We start from the raw sequence: 22,049 nt of genomic DNA, 5'->3' as shown, positions 1-22,049 counted from the left end.
AGGGTATGGCTGTTCGCCATTTAAAGTGGTACGTGAGCTGGGTTCAAAACGTCGTGAGACAGTTTGGTCCCTATCTGCAGTGGGCGTTGGAAGTTTGACGGGGGCTGCTCCTAGTACGAGAGGACCGGAGTGGACGAACCTCTGGTGTACCGGTTGTCACGCCAGTGGCATAGCCGGGTAGCTAAGTTCGGAAGAGATAACCGCTGAAAGCATCTAAGCGGGAAACTTGCCTGAAGATGAGACTTCCCTGGAGGCTTGACCTCCCTGAAGAGTCGTTCGAGACCAGGACGTTGATAGGTCGGGTGTGGAAGCGCTGTGAGGCGTGAAGCTAACCGATACTAATTGCTCGTGAGGCTTGATCCTATCATTTGAGTGGCTTAGCGAGGCTAAGTGACGAGAGTGGATGTGCGACGTACATCAAATACCGAATATATGCGGGCTGGTTGAATACCAGCCCAGGCTTCTTCAAGTTTGTGCCAGTTTATGTCTGGTGGCCTTAGCGAGGTGGTCCCACGCCTTCCCATCCCGAACAGGACCGTGAAACGCCTTAGCGCCGATGATAGTGTGGCATTCGCCATGTGAAAGTAGGACACCGCCAGACGCCCCATACGCAGAACCCCAGCTCAGACGAGCTGGGGTTTTTGCATTGCGCGCGCGAAATGCGCCCCTCAGTCCCGACCGACCCCCGGCGGGGCTGCGGCGTTTCCAGAAAGCTTCCCGTACCGATCGTCATTCATTCTTGGGTCCGACCCTGCCGTTGACGGGGTTTGGCATTCGGCAGCCGCGACGTATCATGTGGGCTCCGGAGGATTCAAGATGACAAGACGACTGAGAGCGGGATTGTTGGGCTACGGCTATGCCGGCGCGACCTTCCACGCCCCCTTATTGGCTGCAACTGAAGGCGTGGAGCTGATCGCGGTGGCGTCCAGCAGGCCGGAGCAGGTTCTGCGGGCTTGGCCGCAGGCGCGGGTCTTGCCTGACGCCGATGCCTTGCTCGCGGAGGACGACATTGATCTGGCGGTGATCGCCACGCCGAACGACAGCCATTTCCCTTTGGCCCTGGCTGCGTTGAGAGCCGGCAAGCACGTGGTGGTCGACAAACCTTTCACTTTGGATGCCGCGCAGGCCAGATTGCTGATGGAAGAAGCTGAGCGGGCAGGCCGGTTGTTGTCGGTGTTTCATAATCGCCGCTGGGATGCGGACTTCCTGGCGGTGCGCCAGCTGTTGGATGAGGGCGCCTTGGGGCGTCTCGTCCATTTCGAGTCGCATTTCGATCGTTACCGTCCGCAGGTGCGCCAGCGCTGGCGCGAGTCGTCCGGGCCGGGAGCCGGGCTGTGGTTCGACCTGGGGCCGCATTTGCTCGATCAGGCCTTGCAACTGTTTGGTTCGCCGCAGGCAATGAGCCTGGAAATGGCCGCGTTGCGCGACGGAGCCGCCAGCGACGACTGGTTCCACGCGATGCTGCGCTATCCGGACAAGCGGGTGATCTTGCATGGCAGCGCGCTGGTCGCCGATGCGGCACCGCGTTTCATCCTTCATGGCACCTTGGGCAGTTTCAGCAAATACGGGCTGGATCCGCAGGAAGATGCGCTGAAGGCCGGCGCGCGTCCGGGCGGGGAGGGCTGGGGCGTGGACACGAATCCGGGCCGGCTGGTAAGCGGAGAAGAGGAGACTGTGTTTTGCGGGCCGGCGGGCGATTACCTCCTCTACTACGCGGAGGTGCGCGACGCCATCCTGCACGGCGGGCCGAACCCGGTGCCGGCAGAGGAGGCTTGGCGCGTGATGGCTTTGCTGGAGCTGGGCAAGCGCAGCGCGATGCTGCAATGCTGGCAGCCGGTACCGGACAATCTGCGAGAGCCGGCTGCCTGAGCCTCAGCCCTTCTTTTTCTTGCCGGCGGCGGCCTCTTCGGCGGCTTTCTGTTCCGGCGCGATTTCCGTCAGCAGCTGCTCCAGCAATTTGCTCCGCGAGCTGATGTGGTGGTCGAAGCGCCAGTCTTTGAGCAGGTCGATCGCGACATCGAAATAGCGCATGTCTATGTCGTAAAGCTGGCTGAGGTCGTAGGAGCGGCCCATCTCCAGCGCCGCCGCCAGCTCTTTCAATACCTGCATTTGCTGCGGATCGTGTCCTTCCTCGATGAAGCGGCGGATTTTCTTGGCTGCATTCATAAACAGGTCCTTGCCTGGGGTGAGGCGATGTCATGAGGTGAAAACGCGTATGCAATGATGGTAGCAGAGGCGGCGACGCGTCAATCTCGTCTTGCACGGAACGGCTTCCGATCGGATGGGAGGCATTGACTGGCCTTACTGGCAGTGGTTTATGTTGCAGTGCGGTATTTGCGACATATTGCGGATGGTTTGCATGAATCCTTCTTAAAAGGAGTTCGCCATGAAGCAGCAGGAAGTCCGGCAGCGCGCGTTCGCCATGCCTCTGACCAGTCCGGCGTTTCCGCCGGGACCCTATCGTTTCGTCAACCGCGAGTACATGATCATCACCTATCGCACCGACCCGGCGGCGATCGAGGCGATTCTGCCGGAGCCGCTGCAGATGGCGGAACCGGTGGTTCGTTATGAATTCATCCGCATGCCGGACTCCACCGGCTTCGGAGATTATTCGGAAAGCGGGCAGGTGATCCCCGTGACGTTCCGCGGCGAACGCGGCAGCTATACCCTGGCGATGTTTCTGGACGACCAGCCGCCGCTGGCGGGAGGGCGCGAGCTGTGGGGCTTTCCGAAGAAGGCCGGCAAGCCCAGGCTGGAGGTGTATCAGGACACCTTGGTGGGCAGTCTGGATTTCGGTCCGGTGCGCGTCGCCACCGGCACCATGGGCTACAAGCACGAGACGCTGGATCCGTCCTCGCTGCAGGCCGGCCTGGCCGAGCCCAATTTCCTGTTGAAGATCATTCCGCACGTGGACGGCACGCCGCGGATCTGCGAACTGGTGCGGTATCACACCACCAATGTCGCGATCAAGGGCGCGTGGAGCTCGCCCGGCTCGCTGGAGCTGCACCCGCACGCACTGGCGCCGGTTTCGGCGCTGCCGGTGCTGGAGGTCTTGTCGGCGCGGCATTTCATTTGCGATTTGACGCTGGATCTGGGTACGGTGGTATTCGATTATCTGCAGCAGTGACGGCGTTTCGTCCGCCGACGTCAAAAAAACGGCCCCGTTGGGGGCCGTTTTTCATCCACGCGGAGCGCTTCAGAACCAGAAGTAGCGTTGCAGCGCCGCGTCCAGGTTGGCGACGTCCGGCGCGCCGACGCCGGTGGCCTGGTCGTAGCCGCGATGGGCGTTGTAGCCCCAGTTGTTGCCGGCGGTGATGTCGCGCAGCGGCGCGCCATGGCGGCCAGAGCCGTGGTAGGCATGGCCGGTGGCCACCAGGCCGTACAGCGAGAAGTTCAGCAGGCCGATACGTCCGCCCAGCGACTGGTTCAGCAGCGCGGTGATGCCGGCCAGCTGCGGCGCGACGAAGCTGGTGCCGCCGTTGTTGGTCTGGATCGAGAAGCCGGTTTTGCTGGAGGTGTAGTACACCACGTAGCCGGTTTCCGGGTCGCCGTTCATCGAGATGTCCGGCACGTTGCGGCCCTTGAAGTTGGCGGGCAGGGTGGCGATGACCTGCGGCGGATTCTGGCTGCTGTCCACCAACTGCTGGCCGGCCGGGCTGTTCTGCATGCCGGGCAGCCAGTTCTGGTAGAACGGGCGGGCGATGAAGCTGCTGACGCCGCCGCCGTCGCCGACCGGGAAGATGCCGCAAGCCACCGGATCTTTGCCCAGCGCCTTGCACAAGCCGCCCAGATAGTCCCAGCCCCAGGCGCGCTCGGTCGGAATCTTGACCTTCATTTCCTTGCCGTTGGGATGGAAGGTCAGCGTGGTCGGCACGGTGGTGGCGCCGGCGGCGGTGATGAACTGCTGGTTGGCTGGGCTATCCACCGACAGCACCTTGTTGTACTGCGGCAGCGGCGCGGCGCGGTTCACGTCGTAGGCGCCGGAGTCGCCGGAGGCGGCGAACATGGTCTGGCCTTGCAGCGCGGCCTGCAGGAACAGGTCGTGGTAGGTTTGCAGCACGTTGGCGCTCTTGCCGCCCACCGGATTGACCGCTTGGGCCTGCTGGTCGAACCATTCCCACTCGCCCCAGCTGACTGACAGCGTGTCGGCGGCATTGGATTCGATCGCCTTGGCGAAGGCGTCGACGAAGCCCTGGGTGGTGTTGGGCGCCTGGTAGACGATGATCTTGGCGTCCGGAGCGATGCCGCCGGACTGTTCGACGTCCAGCGTGGTTTCGCTGGAGCCGCCATCGTCGCTCGGCGCGCCGGGGCCGCCGTCGATGTCGACCACGGTGAGGCGGTTCGGATCGGTGGTCAGGCCGATCGAGCTCCAGTACTGGAAGGCGTCGGACGGCGTGAAGCTGGCCAGGGTGACGATGCCGATGGTGGCGCCCTTGCCGTGGATGCCCTTGTTGTAGAGCGGCGTGATGTTGTAGTGGCGCGCCAGGTCGGTGACGGTCCATTTGCCCGGCGCATTGCCGGTGGTCACGGCGCTGGCGCTTTTGTCCATCGACGCCTGCAGGTGGTTGGGCAGCTGGCGCAGGTGCGGGCGGAAGTGCGGGCGGCTGTCCAGGCCGATCACGGCCTGCACGTCGCTCAGGTCGACGCCGGGCGTCGAGGCGCGCACCGGGGCGGTGTAGCGGGCGGCGGCGCCCTGGACCACTGCCTTGTTCTGGAACATGTGCACCTCGGCGCCGAAGGCCTTTTGCACGGTGGCGGCCGGTCCGCTGACTTGCAGCAGGGTGCTGCCGACGCGCTTGACGCTCAGGCCGGCGGCTTGCAGGCGGGCGCTGACTTTGGCCACGCTGGCTTCGGACGGCGCGTAGCGGGCGCGGAATTCGGACGGGGTCAGGAACTGGTGGTAATTCGGGCTGGAAGGCGTATGCACTTCCTGCAGATAGCGGGCGGCGGCATCACGGTCGCGCAGGCTCAGCGCGATGGTCACGGTCAGTTTCTGCGCCGGGGCTGCCTGTTCCACCTTGCCCAGATCTTGCGGGGCGGCGGCCATCGCGCCGGAGGCGGCGACGGCGGCCAGGGCGGCTGCCAGCATTTTCATTTTGAACGCCATATTGCTTGCTCCTTGTGTAGATGCCGGGCCGCGTTTCTGTGGTGCGGCTCCGGTCCGGATGGGGTTTCCGGATATCCAATCGGAATAATTGGAGTGGCCAGTATAGGGAGCGGATTCTGTGACGAGTTGAGCGTTTTTGTAACGCTCTGTGTGGCCATTCCACCGATTTGTCATGCGGGAGCCGAGGGGAGCGCGCCTGCAATAGCTAGCGTTTGCAACTGAATTGGCGATAGCGGGAAGGGACAGCCGCGGGCGGCGGGGCGACAGGGCCGATGCCTGCTGACGCCGGCGATGCGCGCTTTGATTTTGGTGGCTATCGATCAGCTTGTCCGCGCCTGGTGAAGTACAATGTAAAAATGGCCGCCGACGATCCTGTTCCGCGGCCGGCGGCGGTGGCGAGACGATGTCAGATTGTCCGTGTAGTGCCGACTAAATGAGACACACAGGTAGCGCTGCGGAGGATGCATGCTGATTGATCGTTTTGGCCGGGCCATCGAGTACCTGCGGCTGTCCGTCACCGACCGCTGCGACTTGCGCTGCAATTATTGCCTGCCCAAGGGCTTCAAGCATTTCGAGGAGCCGGACAACTGGCTGACCTTCGATGAGATCGAGCGGGTGGTGGCGGTGTTCGCCCGGCTGGGCACCCGCCGCGTGCGCTTGACCGGCGGCGAGCCGCTGCTGCGGCGCGATCTCCCGCAGCTGGCCGCGCGGCTGTCGGCCTTGCCCGGCCTGGAAGACCTGTCGCTGACCACCAATGGCACCCAATTGAGCCGTCATGCCGCGGCGCTCCATGCCGCGGGCGTGCGGCGCATCAACCTGAGCCTGGACTCGCTGCGGCGCGACTGCGTGGCGGAGATCACCGGCAGCGACAGCCTGCCCAAGGTGCTGGAAGGCCTGATGGCGGCCAAGGAGGCGGGCTTCGCGCCGATCAAGATCAATATGGTGGCGATGCAAGGCGTCAATGAGCAGGACATCGAAGCGATGACCGCTTTCTGCATCGAGCACGGTTTCATCCTGCGCCTGATCGAGGCGATGCCGATGGGCGACACCGGCCGTTCCGCGCACTATCTGGACTTGCAGCCGGTGATGCGCCGCCTGTGCCAGCAGTTCGATCTGGTCGAGCAGGCCAAGAGCCTGGGCGGAGGGCCCGCCCGCTATTGGAGCAGCCGCGACGGCAGCTTCTCGCTGGGGATGATCACTCCGATCTCGCAGCATTTCTGCGCCACCTGCAACCGGGTGCGGCTGTCGGTGGACGGCACGCTGTACATGTGCCTGGGGCAGGAGGAGAAAATGGAGCTGCGCCCGCTGCTGCGCGCCGGCATCGACGACGCCGGCCTGGAGGCGGCGCTGCGCGAGGCGATAGAGCTGAAGCCGGAGCGGCATGAGTTCCGCGAGCAGCCGCAAAAGCTGGTCCGCTTCATGTCGATGACCGGCGGCTGAGCGCTGCGGCGGGCTTCAACGCTCCAGTATCGCCCGGCGGTGGCGCCGGAACACCCATTTCTCCCACATCAAATGCGTGTCCAGATCGAAGCTGCCGTGGATGTCCGCGCTCAGCAGGCGAAGCGCGCCGCCGTGCGGACGGGACTCCAGCACCCGGCCGTGCAGGCACAGGCTGAGCGCAGAGTCCGGGTTGGGATACAGCGACAGCAGCAGCGGCTGGCCCGGCGCCCACGGCTGGGTGTCCAGCCAGGCCACCGCGTTCAGCCCCAGGCGGCACGGCGTGCAGGACGGCCGGTCCGGGTGGCGTTCCAGCAACGAGACTTCCAGCGCCAGGTCCAGCTTTGCCTCCAACCGCATCAGCACCGGATTGGTGTCGTCCGGCGTTTCGCCGGGCGCGGCCAGCACCCGCAGCGCCAGCCGGGTTTCGCGCTGCAGCCGGGGCGGGTAGTCCCCCTCCAGCGGCTGAGCCAGAAAGGGCAGATCGGCGTCGAAGCTGACGGTGTCCAGCTCGAGCAGCTCGGTCGTTTGCTTGTCGGCCATCATCGTCGCTCAGTGAAATAGCCGCAGGATGGCGTCCAGGCCGCCATGCTCGATGGCGATGTCGGCTTCGGCGCTGACGCGGGGCTTGGCATGGTAGGCGACGCCGGTTCCGGCCTCGCGCAGCATGGGCAGGTCGTTGGCGCCGTCGCCGACCGCGATCACCTGCTCGGGCCGCAGGCCCAGCGCGTCGCGGGTGGCGATCAGCAGCCGCTTTTTCGCCTCGGCGTCGACGATGTCGCCCTGCACCCGGCCGGTGAGTTTGCCGTCGACGATTTCCAGCTGGTTGGCGTAGGCGTGGTCCAGGCCGTAATCGGCCTTGAGCCGGTCGGTGAAGTAGGTGAAGCCGCCGGAAACCAGCAGCGTCTTGATGCCGAGGCGACGGCAGGCGGCCAGCAGCTGTTCGGCGCCGGGATTCAGTTTCAGCCTCTCCTCATACACCTGGCGCAACGCCGCCTCCGGCAAGCCCTCCAGCAGCGCCACCCGTTCCCGCAGGGCGGACGAGAAGTCCAGCTCGCCGCGCATCGCGCGCTCGGTGATTTCCGCCACCTGGGGCTTGATGCCCTTGATGTCGGCGATCTCGTCTATGCACTCGATGTTGATCAGCGTGGAGTCCATGTCGGAAACCAGCAGGCGGAAATCGGCGAAGGCCTGGCCGTTGTCGATATAGGCGGCGTCGTAGCCGTGGGCGCGGCAGCGTTCCAGGACCGAGGGGCTTTGGTCCGGATTGGCGCCGCGCATCCGCACCACGTCGATGTGGGGATGGTCCAGCTGCGGGGCTTCGGCTAGGCGGGCGATGTCGGAGAGATGCCGCGGGTCCGGCTGCGGGGCGAGTACGACCAGGGTTTTCTGAGTGCTCATTGTGCGATCGGGCGTCAAGACGATTGCTTTCATTATGCCACGTCTTGCGCCCGCCGCCGCCCCGCGCGCGGTTCCCGCTCAGCTGAGGCTGGCGGGGTAGCGGCCCGCGCACCAGCGCTTGAGCAGCGTGTCCAGCGACAGCAGCCCGGGGCCGAAGGACAGCAGCACCAGCAGTTGGGCGCCCCAGAAGTAGTGGAACTGGCGCGTGACATCGTTCAAGGCTGGGTAGCTGATTACCGCCACCGCGTTGAGGATGAACAGGCCGGCGGCGGCGAAGCGTCCGCCCAGGCCCAGCGCCAGCAGCGCGGACAGGCCCAGCTCGCCGCAGGTGGCCATCACCGCGGCCACCGCGGGCGGCAGCAGCGGCACGTGGTATTCGTCGGAGAACAGCGCCAGCGTGATGTCCCAGTCGTCTATCTTGGTCAGCCCGGAGCGGAAGAAGACATCCAGCAGCCAGAGCCTGAGCAGCAGCAGGACCAGCGGCTGCAGTCGGTCGGCGCTGCGGATCAGCAGCTGGTAGGCGGAGACCGCCGGTTTGGCGAGGGCATTCATTCGGTTTCACCTTGTCGGATGTGCATGGAGATCAGCAACGGCGGCTGGAACAAGCCCAGCAGCGCCGGCTGCAGGTCAAAATCGGCGTCGAACGCCTGGGCCGCTTCAATGGCTTCGGCCAGCGGGGCCGCGCTGAACAGCGCGGCGTAGAAGGCGTGGCGGGCGTCGTCCAGCGCCTGGGCTTTCACTTCGCCGCGCTCGCGGTAGATCAGCGCGTTTTCCGGCGGCAGCGCGAGCAGGCCTTCCAGCGGGCCCTGCTCGCGGTGGGCGCGCCAGATGCTGAGCGCCGGGCTGCCGGCCCGGCACAGCGCGACATCGGGCAGCGGCGCGAAGACCAGCGCGTCCCATTGCTCCGGCGCGACGGCCGCCAGCGCGGAGGTGCCCAGAGGATGCGCGTCGGCCGCGTAATAGCTGCGGTGGACCGCCCACTCCAGCCGCGCGACGTCGGCGAGGTAGGGCAGGTCGCGGCAGTGCTCGAAGCCGGCGATGAAGTCGGCGAAGCCGGCGCCGTAGCGGTGCAGATTGCCGTTGTCCGACGCGTGGCTCTTCACGTATTCGCGCGCCAGCGCGGTGAAGAAGTCTTCGCCCACCAGCTCCCGGCAGACCGGGTGGCTGTGGGCCAGCGCGTCGATCAGGCCGATGCGGTAGTTGTTGCGGTAGACCGCCAGCCCGGCGGGATTCAGATCCAGCGCGGCGGCGGATGCCTGCGCCGGATCGGCTATCGCCTCCAGCAGCGCGTGTTGCCAGTCATGCCAGTCCATCGCGGCCCTCCAGTATCGCTTGCGCCTTGGCGGCTTCGGCTTGCAGCGTGGCCAGCGGCGGGATGTCGAGGTCCCACTCGATCAGCGCCGGACGCGGGCCGATGCGGCGGATCACTTCGCGGTAGAACCGCCATACCTCGTCGTGCACCGCCTGGCTGTGGGTGTCCACCAGCATGCCCTCGCGCTCGCTGTAGCCGGCCAGGTGGATCTCGCCGATCGCGTCCAGGGGCAGGGCGGCCAGCACGGCGTCGACGTCGGTGCCCAGGTTGACGCGGTTGACGTAGAGATTGTTGACGTCCAGCAGGATGCCGCAGCCGGTGATGCGTACCAGTTCGGCCAGGAATTCGCCTTCGTTCATCTCGTTGCCGGGGAACTCGACATAGCTCGACAGGTTTTCCAGCAGGATGGGGCGGCCCAGCGCGTCCTGGGTCTCGGACACGTGGCCGGCCACCGCGTCCAGCGCCGCGCGGGTGTACGGTATCGGCAACAGATCATTGACGTAGCGGTGCGGCGAGTGGTTGAACGACAGGTGCTCGGACACCGAAGCGGGACAGGTTTCGTCCACCAGACGCTTCAGCGACGCCAGGTGGCCGCGGTCAGGGCGCGCGGCCGAGCCCAGGCCCAGACCGACGCCGTGCAGCGACAGCGGCCAGCACTCGGCCACGCGGCGCAGCATGGCCAGCGGGGTGCCGCCGTCGAAGAAATTCTCGCTGTGCACTTCCACCCAGCCCAGCTCGGGTTGGCGCGCCAGGGCTTCGCGGTAGTGCGGCGCGCGCAGGCCGATGCCGCAAACGCCGGGAAGAGTGGTGAGGGACATGCTGGGGTTCCGGGAAAAGGCGGCCCGCCGCTGGGCGGGCCGCATGGGGAAGGGGATTACTTGGTGCCGGGCTTGCCGCCCATTTTCTCGCAGCTGCCCTTGGCCACGTATTTCCAGTCGGCGGGGTCCTTGTCCACCTTGGCCTGGCCGGCGCAGGAGTGGGTGCCGGACGCGCAGTCGTTCTTGCCTGCCTGGGCGATGCCGTAGCATTTTTCCTTTTCCGCGGCGGCGGCCGGGGCGGCGCTCAGCGCGCCCATGGCGATGACGGCGCCCAGGGCGGATGCGATCAGTGCTTTGTTCTGCTTCATGTGTGACTCCTTGCTTGGGTATGCGCCGGACGGCTGCTGCCGTCCGGCCGGGGTATGGTAATCAAAGCGGCTGGAGTTGCCAGCCGGATAAATCACATCGGCTTGGTTTGACCGCCCATCTTCTGGCAAGTGCCGGCGGGCACCAGCTTGAAGTCGGCCGGGTCGTTGTCCATCTTGGACTGTCCGGCGCAGGCGTGGGCATCGGTCTTACAATCGTTCTGGCCCGCTTTGGCGACGCCGAAGCATTGGTCCTTGTCCGCGGCGGCGGCGGGGGCGCTGGCCAGCACGCCGAGGGCGATCACCGCGCCGAGCGCGGAGGCGATCAGAGTCTTGTTGCTGTTCATGGTTTCTCTCCTGGGTAGTGCGATTGTTGTCGATGGCGACGGATGCCTGGGTCCTGATGGCGTATGGGCATCTCCGCACAACCATTGAGTCGGGGCGCCTTTTCGTTTCTTACGCGAATGTTCAAAAAAAATTCGCGGGCCAGGATTGTCGCGCCGCAGGGCCGTCGTCTTCCAAGCGGCGTGGATGTTTTCGTCGTTATAGTGCGAGTTTCCCGGATGGCATAGCGCGACGGCGCGGAATGGCCGGTGAGCGGAACAGCGGCAGGCCAATGTTGCCGGCGCCAAAAGTTTCAGCGCAGGAGAGAGGGGGAAGCCAAGATGCCCGGGCATGCCGGGCATCGGGCGCATGCCGTTGGCTAACGGCATGCGAAGCTGGATGGGGGCCGCTCAGCGGATATGCACCACCTTGTGGGTCTGCACCGACAGCCGCCATTGCGGATGCGCCATGCAGTAGGCGATGGCGGCGCGGGTGTTGGCGGCCAGGTCGGGGCCGTCCATCGGCTGCAGATAGAAGGTGCCGAAATCCAGATGGGCGACGGTTTCCGGCATTTGGGTCGCCTGCGGGTAGACCAGCTTCAGTTCGTCGCCGGCGCGCTGCTTCAGCTCCGAACCCGCTTTGGGGCTGACGCAGATCCAGTCCAGCCCGGCGGGCGCGGCGACGGTGCCGTTGGTTTCCACGGCGATTTCGAAGCCCTCGGCGTGCAGGGCGTCCACCAGCTCCGCGTCCAGCTGCAGCAGCGGCTCGCCGCCGGTGCAGACCACATAGGGCGCGCCGCCGGCGTCTTGCGGCCATTCGGCGGCGATGCGGGCGGCCAGCGCCGCCGCGCCGTCGAACTTGCCGCCATCCGGGCCGGCGCCGACGAAGTCGGTGTCGCAGAATTGGCAGACGGCTTTGGCGCGGTCCTCCTCGCGGCCCGACCACAGATTGCAGCCGGCGAAGCGGCAGAACACCGCCGCGCGGCCGGCCTGGCGGCCTTCGCCCTGCAGCGTGTAGAAGATTTCCTTGACGGTATAGGTAGTCACGACATTGTCTCGCAATCGATGGCGGCGGTCATAGCAAGGGCCAGCGCATGTCCTGGCGGAAATGCAGCGACACGCCGGCGTCGTCGCTTTCCATCAGGTCTATCCGCGACAGCTCCGGCACCAGCGGCGCCAGCTGGGCGTGGATCCACTCCGCCACCGCGGCGTTGTCGGCGCGGCGCAGGCCGGCCAGCTTGTCCAGCGGGTTGTGGTCGAGCTGGCGGTAAATGGGCTTGAAGCGGTCCTTGACGTCGCCGAAGTCCAGCAGCCAGCCCATGGCGCGGTCGATGCCGCCGGACAGCATCAGCCGGACCAGATAGCTGTGGCCGGTGTAATTGCCGTCGGCGTCGAATGGCATCGCGCTTTCGAAGCGCTGCTCCTTCCAGATGCGGAAAGTCTTGCCGTCGAACTGGCTGCCGGCGCTGTGGGTCTCGCGCACCTCCACCCAGGCGAGGCCTGGCACGGCGTCGCGCAGTTGCTGGTGCAGCCATTGGGCCAGCACCTCGCTGGTCGGGTTTTCCAGTCCGGGAATATCGTTCAGATAGCGATGGTTGAGCCGGCCGTGGAGCATCGCCCAGGCGCGCGCCAGGTCATGCTGGCCGCTCAAGGCGGCATCGGCGACGACGCGCACGCCGAAGCCGTGGCCATGCAGCCGCCCGCATTTATGGCCCGGCGGCACGTGGGGCAGGTAATGGGCGGCTTCGAAGGATGAGGTGATCCAGCTGAGCGCGCGCCCGTCGTCCAGCATCACGCCGCGGTCCGGCGCGCCGCGCAGCTGGATGGCGGCGGCGTGGGGCAGGGCGTCGGCGATGTGGCGCGCCAGCGAGAGATCGTCGCTGGCGGCGAGCGCGGCGTTCAGATCGGTGTAGTCCAGCGGCGCCACGGCGGCCCTGACCGCGGCCTGCAGCGCGTCCTGGCTGGTGTTCTGGGCATCGCAGCGCACGCTCAGGCGGAAACTGTGGCCGTGAGGCCGCGCGGCTTGGCCGCGGTCGGCCGGCAGCCGCCGCGCCGCTTCGAAGCCGGCGCCGGCTATCAGGTAACGGGCGTGCATTTCAGTGTCCTTGCGCTTCGGCCTGGCAGCGTTCCACCAGCGGATCCGGCATGCCGGCCTCGGCGAAGCCTTTGGCGCGCAGTTCGCACGACGCGCAATGGCCGCAGGGCGGCACCTCGCCGTTGTAACAGGTGTGACTCCAGGCCAGGGCTTCCAGCGCGCCCACCTGTTGCGCCAGGGTCACAGTTTCGGCCTTGGACAGGTACATCAGCGGCGCGTGCAGCTCCACGCGGCTGTCCATGCCCAGCCGCAGCGCCACTTCCAGCGCCTTCAGCGTGTTCTCGCGGCAATCGGGATAGCCGGAGTAGTCGGTCTGGGCGACGCCGGTCACCAGATGGCGGGCGCCGCGGGTATAGGCGAAGGCGGCGGCAAAGGTGAGGAAGACCAGATTGCGCCCCGGGACGAAAGTATTGGGCAGCGCGTCATCGTCGCGGACGCCTGCTTCGGGGGCGATGCCGGCATCGGTCAGCGCGTTGCCGCCGATGGCGGCGAAGGTGTCGATGGGCAGCACGGTCTGGCGCACGCCGGCAAGCGCGGCGATCTTGCGCGCGCAATCCAGCTCCACGCGGTGGCGTTGGCCGTAATCGAAGGTGACGGCCTCTACATTGCCGGCGCCGAAGCGGCGCAGCGCCCAGTAGAGACAGGTGGTCGAGTCCTGGCCGCCCGAGAGCACCACCAGGGCTTTTTCATCAGATGCTTGGTTCATATTCCGTCGAAAAACAGTCGAGGGTTTGTGACGGCGCGCCGGGATCGGTCTCACCCGCCGCGCAAACCGCTGATTTTAACCCACTATAGACCTGGCGGGGGAGGCGGATGGTTTGTTGCTGAAATATGACATGTGGAATATGCGCAACGAGGTGAATTTTTTTGATTGCGGTCATGACATGTTCATGCAATTAATGATCTGTGCATGATGACTGTGCACTTTATAACTTTTCGTGATGTACAAAGCATCCTGACAATAAAGGGAAAACAATGGACAAGAGATTACCCGTTGCGGCAGCAGCCCTGCTGCTCGCCTCATCCGCATTCGCCGGCGACCTGCAAGTCAGCCTGGGCCAGCCGGCAGTCAGCGCGGCCCAGGACGTGGACGTCACCGTCACCTACCGCAACACCGGCAAGGAGACCTTGCATGTTTACCGTTGGTACTTGCCGGGCAAGGAGCTGCAGGAACAGTTTCTGGCGGTGAGCGTGAACGGCAAGCAGGCGGAATACCTGGGCCCGCGTTACAAGCGGGTGGTGCCGTCGTTGCGCGACACGGTTTCGCTGGCGCCCGGCGCGACGCTGAATGCCAAGGTGCGGGTATCCGATTATTACGACCTGTCCAAGGGCGGCCAGCTGAATGTGCGCTTCGAGAGCAACAGCGGCAAAGTATTGAACCGCAGCCTGCCGGCCGGCGTCAGCGCCAAGTCGTCGGGCACGGCGCAGCCGCAGGACGAGGCGATCGTTTCCAATGCGGTCAGCGGCTACAGCGGCGGCAAGGCCAGCCCGCTGCTGCAGCGTTCGCAGGCGGCCAAGCTGGAGTGGCAGGCGCTGGCCCGCACCGCGGTCAGCGGCGTGACCTACGCCGGCAACTGCTCGGTCACCCAGCAGAACCAGTCCAGGGACGGCGTCACCGCCGCCAGCGCGATGGCCGACGAGACCAACGCTTATCTGAACGGCACGCCGTCCGGCACCCAGCGCTACACCACTTGGTTCGGCAAATACAGCCAAGCCAACTGGAGCACCGCCAAATCGCATTACGTGAACATCAAGGACGCGCTGGACACCAAGCCGATCAAGCTGGATTGCAGCTGCACCGATGGCGGCACCTATGCCTATGTCTATCCGTCGCAGCCCTACACCATCTATCTGTGCGGCGCCTTCTGGACCGCGCCGACCAAGGGCACCGACTCCAAGGGCGGCACGCTGGTGCATGAGCTGTCCCATTTCACCGTGGTGGCGGGCACCGACGATCACGTCTACGGCCAGGCCGGTGCCAAGAACCTGGCGAAGACCAATCCGGCCCAGGCGCTGAACAACGCGGACAACCACGAATACTTCGCGGAAAACACGCCGAACCAGCCTTGAGCTGGTTCGGCAGGGCAAATCCGGACCCGCCCGCTTCGGCCGGCGGGTTTTTCATGGCCGCCGTGCATCTTTTCGTCATGATTCGCATGCCCGGCTAATGGGGTGGAATACGGTCGGAACGGGGCTTATTATGGAATGGCCCGGTAAACGGGGCGTGGGAGCCGCCTTCGTCATGGCCGGCCAAAGGCCGGGCTACCGTGTGCATGACCACCTGCAATGCCCTGGGGATGCGATGCCGTCGACGACCATCTTGCTGGTAGAGGATAGCGCCACTAACCGCTACTTCATCGAACAGTTCATCCAGAAGCTCGGCTATCTTTGCGTGTCGGCCAAGAACGGCGTGGAGGCGGTGGCGTACTGCCGGAACCAGGTGCCGGATCTGGTGCTGATGGACGTCGTCATGCCGGAGATGGACGGCTTGCAGGCCACGACCGAGCTGCGCAAGCTGTTCGGCGAACACTGGGTGCCCATCATATTTCTGACCAGTCTGAACGAGCTGGAAAGCGTGGTCTCCGGCCTGAAGGCCGGCGGCGACGATTATCTGGCCAAGCCCGTCAGTTTCGATCTGTTGACCGCCAAGATCCACGTCTTCCTGCGCATTGCCGAGATGCAGAACCAGATCAACCAGGATGCGATCCGGCTGGAGAAGTATTACCAGGAAAACGAGTTCGAGCAGCAACTGGCGCTGGAACTGATGGAGCGGCTGATCCGCCTGCGCACTTCCCGGCCGGACCATGTCTGGCAGTACCTGAGCCCCGCCGCAGGCTTCAACGGCGACCTGATCATCATTTGCCAGCCGCCGGGCGGCGGCGAACACATCATGCTGGCCGACTGCACCGGCCATGGCCTGACGGCCGCCATCAGCGCCTTGCCGGCGATCGATTGCTTCCACGAAATGACGGAGGCTGGGTGCGAGATGCCGGCCATCGTCCGGGGCATCAACCAGAAGCTGCACAAATTGCTGCCGAGCGGCCGCTTCGTCGCGGCCGCGTTGATCGCGATCGACTCCGCGGGCCGCCAGGCGCGCGTCTGGAACGGCGGCGTGCCCTGCGTGCTGCTGTTCAACGCGCGAGGAGAGGTCGAGGCGCGCTGCAAGTCCGAGCATCCTCCGCTTGGCGTGCTGCCGGCCGACGCCTTCGATGACGGCATGCAGACGTTGGCCTGGCAGCCGTCCCAGACGCTGGTGGTCAGCTCGGACGGCATCACCGAGGCCAAGGACGGCCAGGGCGCGATGTTCGGCTTGACCGGCGTCGAGGCGGCGGTCCGCCGCGGCTGGCCGGACCGGATCGGGGAGACGGTGCTGGAGGCCGTCAAGGCCCACAGGCAGGGCGGCGCGGCCAGCGATGACGTTTCCCTGCTGGTGATCCGCCACCCGGATGGCGGGCCGTCCTCCCGTTGACGCGCGCGCCCAAGTCCAACCGCCGCCGATCAAGCGTTGCCCAGCGCCTGGGTCAGGGGCGCTAAACCGCGCAGACGCGTCCGCGGCCGGTCCGTTTGGCCAGGTACAGCTGGTCGTCCGCCAGGCGGAGCAGCCGTTCGCCGTCCTCCCCCGCATCCGGCTCGATCACGGCCACTCCCTGGCTCAGCGTGACGCAGACGTCGACGCTCGAGGCCGGATGCTGGATGTGCAGGGCCCGCACCGCCGCGTCTATCTTGATGGCCACCGTCACCGCGCCGGCCAGGGTGGTTTCCGGCAGCAGGCAGACAAACTCTTCTCCGCCGTAACGCGCGGCCAGGTCGTAGGGGCGGCGCATCTGATCCTGGATCGCCGCCGCCACCTGGCGCAGGCATTCGTCGCCGGCGTGGTGGCCGCAGCTGTCGTTGTACTTCTTGAACAGGTCGACGTCGGACAGGATCAGCGCCAGCGTGCTGCGCGCGCGCTGGCAGTGGCGCCAGGCCTTGTCGAGGCGCTCGTCGAAATTCCTGCGGTTGGCGATGCCGGTCAAGCCGTCGTGATAGGCCAGCACGCGCAGCTGGTCGGCCTGGAATTTCAGCGTCAGGTGGGCGTTGACGCGGTTGAGCAGGGTGATGGGGGTGACGGGCTTGCTGACGAAATCGGCGGCGCCGGCCTCCCAGCATTCCAGCTCCTGTTGCGGGTTTTGCAGCCCGGTGACGAAGATGACGGGAATATCGTGGGTGGCCGGATCCTGTTTCAGGCGCCGGCATACGTCCATGCCTTTGAGGCCGGGCATTTCCACGTCCAGCAGCAGCATGTCCGGCGGGGTGGCCCGGCAGAATTCCAGCGCCTGCTCGCCGTTGGTGGCCATGAAGACATCGTGCCGTTCGCGCAGTATCTGATGCGCGACCACGATATTGGCCGGCTGGTCGTCGACGACCAGTATCCGGCCGCGCCGGCCGGCTGCAGGCCGGGCAAGGCCTGGAATGTCTTGGTTCATGGCTGTGGCGCTTTCTGCTGCCGCATGTCCTCGCACAGGCGGACGGCAGCCGTGAAGTTCATCTGCATGATCGCCTCGTTCAGCCGGTCGAACTCGCCGGGGCGGGCGCGGCCGTGTCGCTGCCGGAGCGAGGCGAACAGCTGTATCGCCTCGACATTGGCTTCGCGCAGCAGCTGGGTCAGTTGGGCGAGGCCTTCGGCCAGCTCGAGGCCAGGATCCTGCCCGGCATCCTGCGGCGCGTTGAGGCGTGTCGAGTTTTCCAGCTCTTCCGCCAATCGCCTGGCGGCCTGTTCGGCTTGCGCGGCTTCCCGTTCCAGATCGGCGTAGTCGGCGGGCCAGTCCTGTTCGGCGGACCGCAGCGCTTTTTCTTCCAGGGCGGCTGTCGCCGCCAGGGTTTCCGCGCCGATGGTGGCCGCCAGTCCTTTCAGTGTATGCAGAAACTGTATGCCTTGCTCGCGCTGCCGGGAGCCGCGCGCCTGCTGCAAGCCATCCCGCAGCGCGCGGCTTTCCTCGCAGAAGCTGAGCAGGGTGTGGCGGTAGATTTCCAGATTGCCGCCGAAGCGAACGATGGCGGCTTCGCTGTTGAGCGGCCGGCCGGCGACGGCGACGGAGGCGACCGGCGGGCGGCTTTCCGGCGCGGCCTGGCCGCGGGCATGGTGCAGGATGACCCCGACCAGTTGCGCCAGGTCGAAGGGTTTGCCGACATGGTCGTTCATGCCGGCCTCCAGCGCGGCTTCGCGATCCGCCGGCATCACGTTGGCGGTCATGGCGACGATGGGCAGCGACTCGGGCGGGAAGTCCTGCCGCAGAAGCCGGGTGACGGCATAGCCGTCCATGTCCGGCATCTGGATGTCCATCAACACCAGATTGTAAGGCGCGGGGGCGTTGCGCACCGCGTCCAGCGCCGCCATGCCGCAGTCGGCCACGTCGATTTCGGCGCCTTCGCTGCCCAGCAGCTCGCGGGCGACTTGCTGGTTGGTCAGATTGTCCTCCACCAGCAGCAGGCGCAACCCGCTCAGCCGCATTGGCCCGGGCGCGTCCGGAGGCGGGAGGCTTTCGCGGCGGCCATTGCCCGCGCGGGCGTCGGCGATAGCGTCGAACAGCATGGAGGCGGTGATGGGCTTGACCAGCAGGCTGTCGAACATGTCGGGAGACTGGCTCCGCCGCTGCTCCAGCAGCTCGCGGCCGTAAGCGGTGACCAGCACGATCACCGAGGCGCGCGCGCGGCTTTCCAGCTGTCGCAGCCGTCTGCAGGTTTCCCAGCCGTCCAGCCCCGGCATGCGCCAGTCGACCAGGATGACGTCGTAGTCGCTCGATCTCGGCTGCTCCATCAGGGCCAGCGCCTCCTCGCCGCTGGCGGCGACATCCACTTGCCAGCCAAACGCGCGCAGCAGGCCGCTCTGGGTTTGGCGGGCGTTGTCGTTGTCGTCTATCACCAGGCAGCTGAGATCGCGCAGCGAGACGACGTCGACCGCCGGTTTCGGCGCATCGGCCGTTTCGCAATCGATCTCGAAGCGGAACAGGCTGCCTTTGCCTGCCACGCTTTCCACGCTCAGTTGGCCGCCCATCAGCGTCACCAGCCTCTGGCTGATGGCCAGGCCAAGGCCGGAACCGCCGTAACGGCGGGCGGTGGACGCCTCCGCCTGGGAAAAACCTTCGAAGATGCGTTGCAGATGCTCGGGCGCGATGCCGATGCCGGTGTCGCGCACCGAGAAGGCGATGCGCAGCTTGTTCTGTTTGCGGCCAAGCAGCCGCGCGGCCATCACCACTTCGCCGCGTTCGGTGAACTTGATCGCGTTGCCGGACAGATTGATCAGGATTTGCTGCAGCCGCAGCGCGTCGGCGGAGATCCAGTCGGGCAGCTCGGGGTCGATGTCGAACAGCACCTCCACGTCCTTGTCGCCGACATTGGCGGACATGATCACGCCGACGTCGCGCAACAGTTTGTCGACGCTGAACGGATGGGGGGCCAGCGTCAGCTTGCCGACCTCCACCCGGGAGAAGTCCAGGATATCGTTGAGTATGCCCAACAAGGTGCGGGCGGCGGAGGCGGCCTTGTCGGCGTAGTCGGCCTGGCGCGGATTCAGGCCGGTCTGCTGGATCAGCTGCAGCATGCCGAGGATGGCGTTCATCGGCGTGCGGATTTCGTGGCTCATATTGGCCAGGAACTCCGACTTGGAGCGGTTGGCGCTGTCCGCCGCGGCTTTGGCCTGGCTCAGCCACGCTTCGCGCTCGCGTTCCAGCGTGACGTCGCGGTTGATGCCGGTCACCCGGAGCGCCTTGCCGCCGGAGCCGTATTCGATGCGGGCCGCGGCCTGCAGGTGGCGGGTTTCGCCGTCCTGCCGCAGGATGCGGAAGTCGGCGTTGTAGACGTCGGAGCCTTCCAGCGCGCTTTGCAGCTGGTGTTCGGCCTGTTCGACGTCGTCGGGATGGACCCGGCCGCGCCAGTGGTTGTAGTAGAGGCCGAAGTCGCGGAACGATCGGGGCAGGTCGTAGATCTCGAACATGCGGTCGTTCCATTCCAGCATGTCGCTGTCCAGCGTCCAGTTCCAGATGCCGAGTTCGGCGACCTCCGCCGCCTTGACCAGCTGGTCGCGCGCCAGCTCCAGCTGGCGGCGGTCCTGCTCGCGCTGGGTGATGTCCGCGGCGATGACCAGATAGCCGGTGACGAGGCCGGCGTCGTTTTCCAGCGCCGATACGGTCAGCAACACCGGCAGGGTGCCGCCGTTGCGGCGGACGTAGGTCCATTGGCTTTCGTCCGGGCCCAGGCGGGACGGAGCGATGATGGCGTCGAGTCCGGGCTCGATCTCCTGGCCCAGGCGCTCGCCGATCAGACGCGCGCGCTCTGCCAGCTCGCGCGGATCATGGAAACGGGTCAGCGATTCGCGCCCTATCATGTCGGCGGCGGCGTAGCCCAGCATGCGCTCGGCGGCCGGATTGAACAGGGTGATCACGCCATCCTGGTCGGTGGCGATGATGGCGTAGCCGGCATTGGCGAGGATGGCGTTTTGCAGCGCGGAGAATACCCGGATCTGCGCGGTGCGCTGTTCCACTTGCTGTTCCAGGCTGGCATTCATCTCGAGGATGCGCCGCTCGTTCGCCACCTGCTCGGTGATGTCGCGGATGATCAGGGCGATGCCGCCCTGCCGGCCGGCGGTCAGCACCGGCGAGACGGTGACGGCGGCATCCAGCCGCCGGCCTTCCCGGTCTTGGAGGAAACAGATCAGTTCCAGCGGCGCCAGTTCCCGCGGCTTGACGCTCAGGAAGGTTGGCGCGCCGCTGTCCGCCGAGGGCAGCTGGATGAAGTTTTCCAGCGGTTTGCCCAGCGTTTCCCGCGCCGGGTAGCCCAGCATTTTCTCCGCGCCCAGGTTCCAGCTGGCGATGCGGCCTTCGGCGGAGCAGCCGATGATGGCGTCGTGCGAGCTTTCCACGATGGCGGCCAGCTCGGCCTGGCGGGCGCTGGCTTGCCGGTATTTGCGCCGGTAGACCCCCAGCACCATGGCGATCAGCAGAAAGACGCCCAGCGCGCTGCCCAGCGCGGAAAGGCGGGCGGTCTGGGCCAGCGCGGCGACGGCTTGGTCCGGCAGCACGGCGTAGATGCGGCAATAGTGCTGGGGGGCGGCGGGATCGAAGGGAATGTCCAGCCAGCGGGCGTAAGCGGTGCCGTGGGGCGAGGCATAGGCTTGCAGGCCATCCGGCTGGTCGATGCCGGCGGGAATCGGCTGGAAGTCGTCCTGCCAGCGCCAGCGATGGCCATGCTCGAAGCCGAAGGTGTGCTGGGCATCGGGCTGCAGCAGATAGTCGCCGTCGCGGTTGGTCAGGTAGATGCGCAGCTCCACCGGGATGCTTTTCAGCAGCGATTGCAGCAGCCGGCTGGCATTGTAATTGAGGATCACGATGCCGAACATGCGTCCCTGTTCGTTGAAGATCGGGGTGGCCACACGCAGCGTCGGGAGCTGCGCGGCGTCGGGAAGCGGAGGCGGGGAGTGGCGTTTGCCCGCCGTGATGTCGGAAAAATAGACTTGTCCCTGCGTCAGTTTGGCCGCGGCCTGCATGTAGTCGCTGCCCCCATGCGAGCGCAGCGGCAGCGAGGACACGATCTCCGCCTGGCCGCCGGGGCCGCGCTCGGCCCGCACCAGTTCGCGGCCGTTGTCCGCCACGCCGATGAAGCGGATGGCGGTCAGGTCGGGATTGGCGTCGAGGAAGGAGGCGAATATCGTGCCGAGCTGCCGCTTCCAGTCCTGATCGCGGGTGTTATCCCGGCTGTCCTGGCCCTGCTTGGACGCGGCGCGGACGATGCCGGACACCGGGGGGACTCTGCTGAGGAACAGCGTGTCGCGGCGCAGCTGGTCGAACTGCTGCCGCAGGATGTCGTTGCGGGTATGGGTGACGTAGCCCAGGCGGATTTGATAAGCGCTCAGCAACTGCTGGCGCTGGTGCAGGCCGGCCTGGAACGCCACCACCGCGGCGACGGCCGCCACCATGCACAGGAAGGCGACGATCAGCCGCAATTCCTGTTTCAGCCAGCCGGACAGACGCGGAATCCGAGGCACGGGCAGCTCCTGCAAGTAAGGAGGGCGGATCGGCGATACCGTTTTCGATTATAGGAAGAGCCGGCGCGCATTTGAATTGCATTTCATGCGAAGGCGCGAGGCCGGCCGATTGCCGCGCGCGGCGGCCTGGCGGAGCGGGCAATGGGCGGAGCGTCCCGCCGGCGGCGGAAGACATTCGATGAAACGCCCGGGGCGCGTTGGCGCGTCCCCTGCCGGGGGACAAAACGGCCCC

General features: G+C 66.0%; 20 protein-coding genes, 1 rRNA gene and 1 other annotated feature. Of the genes, 6 read left to right on the top strand and 15 right to left on the bottom strand.

The annotated features are described in order from the left end of the window. The first annotated feature begins 84 nt into the window (after nucleotides 1–84). Nucleotides 85–350 (top strand) — a sequence feature (23S ribosomal RNA rRNA prediction is too short). A gap of 136 nt (nucleotides 351–486) precedes the next feature. Together rrf and ACY3GB_RS08230 are read left to right on the top strand one after the other, a co-directional pair. After that, nucleotides 487–601 (top strand): 5S ribosomal RNA (rrf, locus tag ACY3GB_RS08235). 215 nt (nucleotides 602–816) lie between these two features. Continuing rightward, on the top strand, nucleotides 817–1,869 hold the full coding sequence (locus ACY3GB_RS08230; RefSeq protein ID WP_463088323.1) for an oxidoreductase: 1,053 nt from the start codon (nucleotides 817–819) through the stop codon (nucleotides 1,867–1,869). 3 nt (nucleotides 1,870–1,872) lie between these two features. Here ACY3GB_RS08230 and ACY3GB_RS08225 read toward each other — a convergent pair whose 3' ends face one another. Then, nucleotides 1,873–2,166, bottom strand: coding sequence for a hypothetical protein (locus ACY3GB_RS08225; protein WP_463088322.1), 294 nt, complete (start codon nucleotides 2,164–2,166; stop codon nucleotides 1,873–1,875). A gap of 220 nt (nucleotides 2,167–2,386) precedes the next feature. Here ACY3GB_RS08225 and ACY3GB_RS08220 point away from each other — a divergent pair, with 220 nt between their 5' ends. Continuing rightward, nucleotides 2,387–3,127 (top strand): acetoacetate decarboxylase, encoded by a 741-nt coding sequence (locus ACY3GB_RS08220; protein WP_463088321.1) that lies wholly within the window; start codon nucleotides 2,387–2,389, stop codon nucleotides 3,125–3,127. Between the two features lie 69 nt (nucleotides 3,128–3,196). Here the strand turns inward: ACY3GB_RS08220 and ACY3GB_RS08215 are convergent, their stop codons facing one another. Continuing rightward, complete coding sequence (locus ACY3GB_RS08215) at nucleotides 3,197–5,095, bottom strand: S53 family peptidase (protein ID WP_463088320.1); 1,899 nt, start codon at nucleotides 5,093–5,095, stop codon at nucleotides 3,197–3,199. Between the two features lie 477 nt (nucleotides 5,096–5,572). Here ACY3GB_RS08215 and moaA point away from each other — a divergent pair, with 477 nt between their 5' ends. Then, nucleotides 5,573–6,547 carry a GTP 3',8-cyclase MoaA gene (moaA, locus tag ACY3GB_RS08210; protein WP_463088319.1) on the top strand — a complete coding sequence of 325 codons (975 nt, stop codon included), beginning with the start codon at nucleotides 5,573–5,575 and terminating at the stop codon, nucleotides 6,545–6,547. A 15-nt stretch (nucleotides 6,548–6,562) separates the two neighbouring features. Here the strand turns inward: moaA and ACY3GB_RS08205 are convergent, their stop codons facing one another. The 11 genes from ACY3GB_RS08205 to ACY3GB_RS08155 all read right to left on the bottom strand — a co-directional run bounded on the left by ACY3GB_RS08205 (nucleotide 6,563) and on the right by ACY3GB_RS08155 (nucleotide 13,679). Beyond that, complete coding sequence (locus ACY3GB_RS08205) at nucleotides 6,563–7,090, bottom strand: hypothetical protein (protein WP_463088318.1); 528 nt, start codon at nucleotides 7,088–7,090, stop codon at nucleotides 6,563–6,565. 6 nt (nucleotides 7,091–7,096) lie between these two features. After that, nucleotides 7,097–7,945, bottom strand: a complete 849-nt coding sequence (serB, locus tag ACY3GB_RS08200; RefSeq protein ID WP_463088317.1) for a phosphoserine phosphatase SerB — start codon at nucleotides 7,943–7,945, stop codon at nucleotides 7,097–7,099. 78 nt (nucleotides 7,946–8,023) lie between these two features. Then, on the bottom strand, nucleotides 8,024–8,497 hold the full coding sequence (locus tag ACY3GB_RS08195) for a DoxX family protein (RefSeq protein WP_463088316.1): 474 nt from the start codon (nucleotides 8,495–8,497) through the stop codon (nucleotides 8,024–8,026). Continuing rightward, a complete protein-coding gene (locus ACY3GB_RS08190; protein WP_463088315.1) occupies nucleotides 8,494–9,258 on the bottom strand; it encodes an HvfC/BufC family peptide modification chaperone in 765 nt (254 codons plus the stop codon). The genes ACY3GB_RS08195 and ACY3GB_RS08190 overlap by 4 nt, the downstream gene beginning before the upstream one ends. Beyond that, nucleotides 9,245–10,075 (bottom strand): MNIO family bufferin maturase, encoded by an 831-nt coding sequence (gene bufB / locus ACY3GB_RS08185; RefSeq protein WP_463088314.1) that lies wholly within the window; start codon nucleotides 10,073–10,075, stop codon nucleotides 9,245–9,247. The genes ACY3GB_RS08190 and bufB overlap by 14 nt, the downstream gene beginning before the upstream one ends. 56 nt (nucleotides 10,076–10,131) lie before the next feature. After that, entirely contained in the window at nucleotides 10,132–10,383 is a 252-nt protein-coding gene (locus ACY3GB_RS08180) for a BufA1 family periplasmic bufferin-type metallophore (protein WP_046157208.1), read from the bottom strand. Nucleotides 10,384–10,475: 92 nt separating this feature from the next. Then, nucleotides 10,476–10,727: a BufA1 family periplasmic bufferin-type metallophore gene (locus ACY3GB_RS08175; protein WP_046157207.1), complete on the bottom strand. Its 252-nt coding sequence runs from the start codon at nucleotides 10,725–10,727 to the stop codon at nucleotides 10,476–10,478. Nucleotides 10,728–11,114: 387 nt separating this feature from the next. Further along, on the bottom strand, nucleotides 11,115–11,750 hold the full coding sequence (gene queE / locus ACY3GB_RS08170) for a 7-carboxy-7-deazaguanine synthase (RefSeq protein WP_463088313.1): 636 nt from the start codon (nucleotides 11,748–11,750) through the stop codon (nucleotides 11,115–11,117). 28 nt (nucleotides 11,751–11,778) lie between these two features. Further along, nucleotides 11,779–12,798 carry a 6-pyruvoyl trahydropterin synthase family protein gene (locus ACY3GB_RS08165; RefSeq protein WP_463088312.1) on the bottom strand — a complete coding sequence of 340 codons (1,020 nt, stop codon included), beginning with the start codon at nucleotides 12,796–12,798 and terminating at the stop codon, nucleotides 11,779–11,781. A gap of 1 nt (nucleotide 12,799) precedes the next feature. Further along, nucleotides 12,800–13,504: a 7-cyano-7-deazaguanine synthase QueC gene (queC, locus tag ACY3GB_RS08160; protein WP_463088311.1), complete on the bottom strand. Its 705-nt coding sequence runs from the start codon at nucleotides 13,502–13,504 to the stop codon at nucleotides 12,800–12,802. Then, nucleotides 13,488–13,679 carry a hypothetical protein gene (locus ACY3GB_RS08155; RefSeq protein WP_463088310.1) on the bottom strand — a complete coding sequence of 64 codons (192 nt, stop codon included), beginning with the start codon at nucleotides 13,677–13,679 and terminating at the stop codon, nucleotides 13,488–13,490. The genes queC and ACY3GB_RS08155 overlap by 17 nt, the downstream gene beginning before the upstream one ends. Before the next feature lie 94 nt (nucleotides 13,680–13,773). Between ACY3GB_RS08155 and ACY3GB_RS08150 the strand changes: the two genes are divergently transcribed. Further along, entirely contained in the window at nucleotides 13,774–14,868 is a 1,095-nt protein-coding gene (locus tag ACY3GB_RS08150; protein WP_463088309.1) for a M35 family metalloendopeptidase, read from the top strand. A gap of 232 nt (nucleotides 14,869–15,100) precedes the next feature. Then, nucleotides 15,101–16,267, top strand: a complete 1,167-nt coding sequence (locus ACY3GB_RS08145; RefSeq protein WP_463088308.1) for a SpoIIE family protein phosphatase — start codon at nucleotides 15,101–15,103, stop codon at nucleotides 16,265–16,267. A 61-nt stretch (nucleotides 16,268–16,328) separates the two neighbouring features. Here the strand turns inward: ACY3GB_RS08145 and ACY3GB_RS08140 are convergent, their stop codons facing one another. Next, nucleotides 16,329–17,264 (bottom strand): diguanylate cyclase domain-containing protein, encoded by a 936-nt coding sequence (locus tag ACY3GB_RS08140; RefSeq protein ID WP_463088307.1) that lies wholly within the window; start codon nucleotides 17,262–17,264, stop codon nucleotides 16,329–16,331. After that, on the bottom strand, nucleotides 17,261–21,817 hold the full coding sequence (locus ACY3GB_RS08135; RefSeq protein ID WP_463088306.1) for a response regulator: 4,557 nt from the start codon (nucleotides 21,815–21,817) through the stop codon (nucleotides 17,261–17,263). Before ACY3GB_RS08135 ends, ACY3GB_RS08140 begins: the two co-directional genes overlap by 4 nt. Nucleotides 21,818–22,049 lie beyond the last annotated feature (232 nt).

The sequence above is a fragment of the Chromobacterium sp. Ag138 genome (assembly GCF_055181315.1).
Note: the sequence above shows the minus strand (reverse complement) of the source record. Positions and strands in the feature narration are given on the sequence as shown.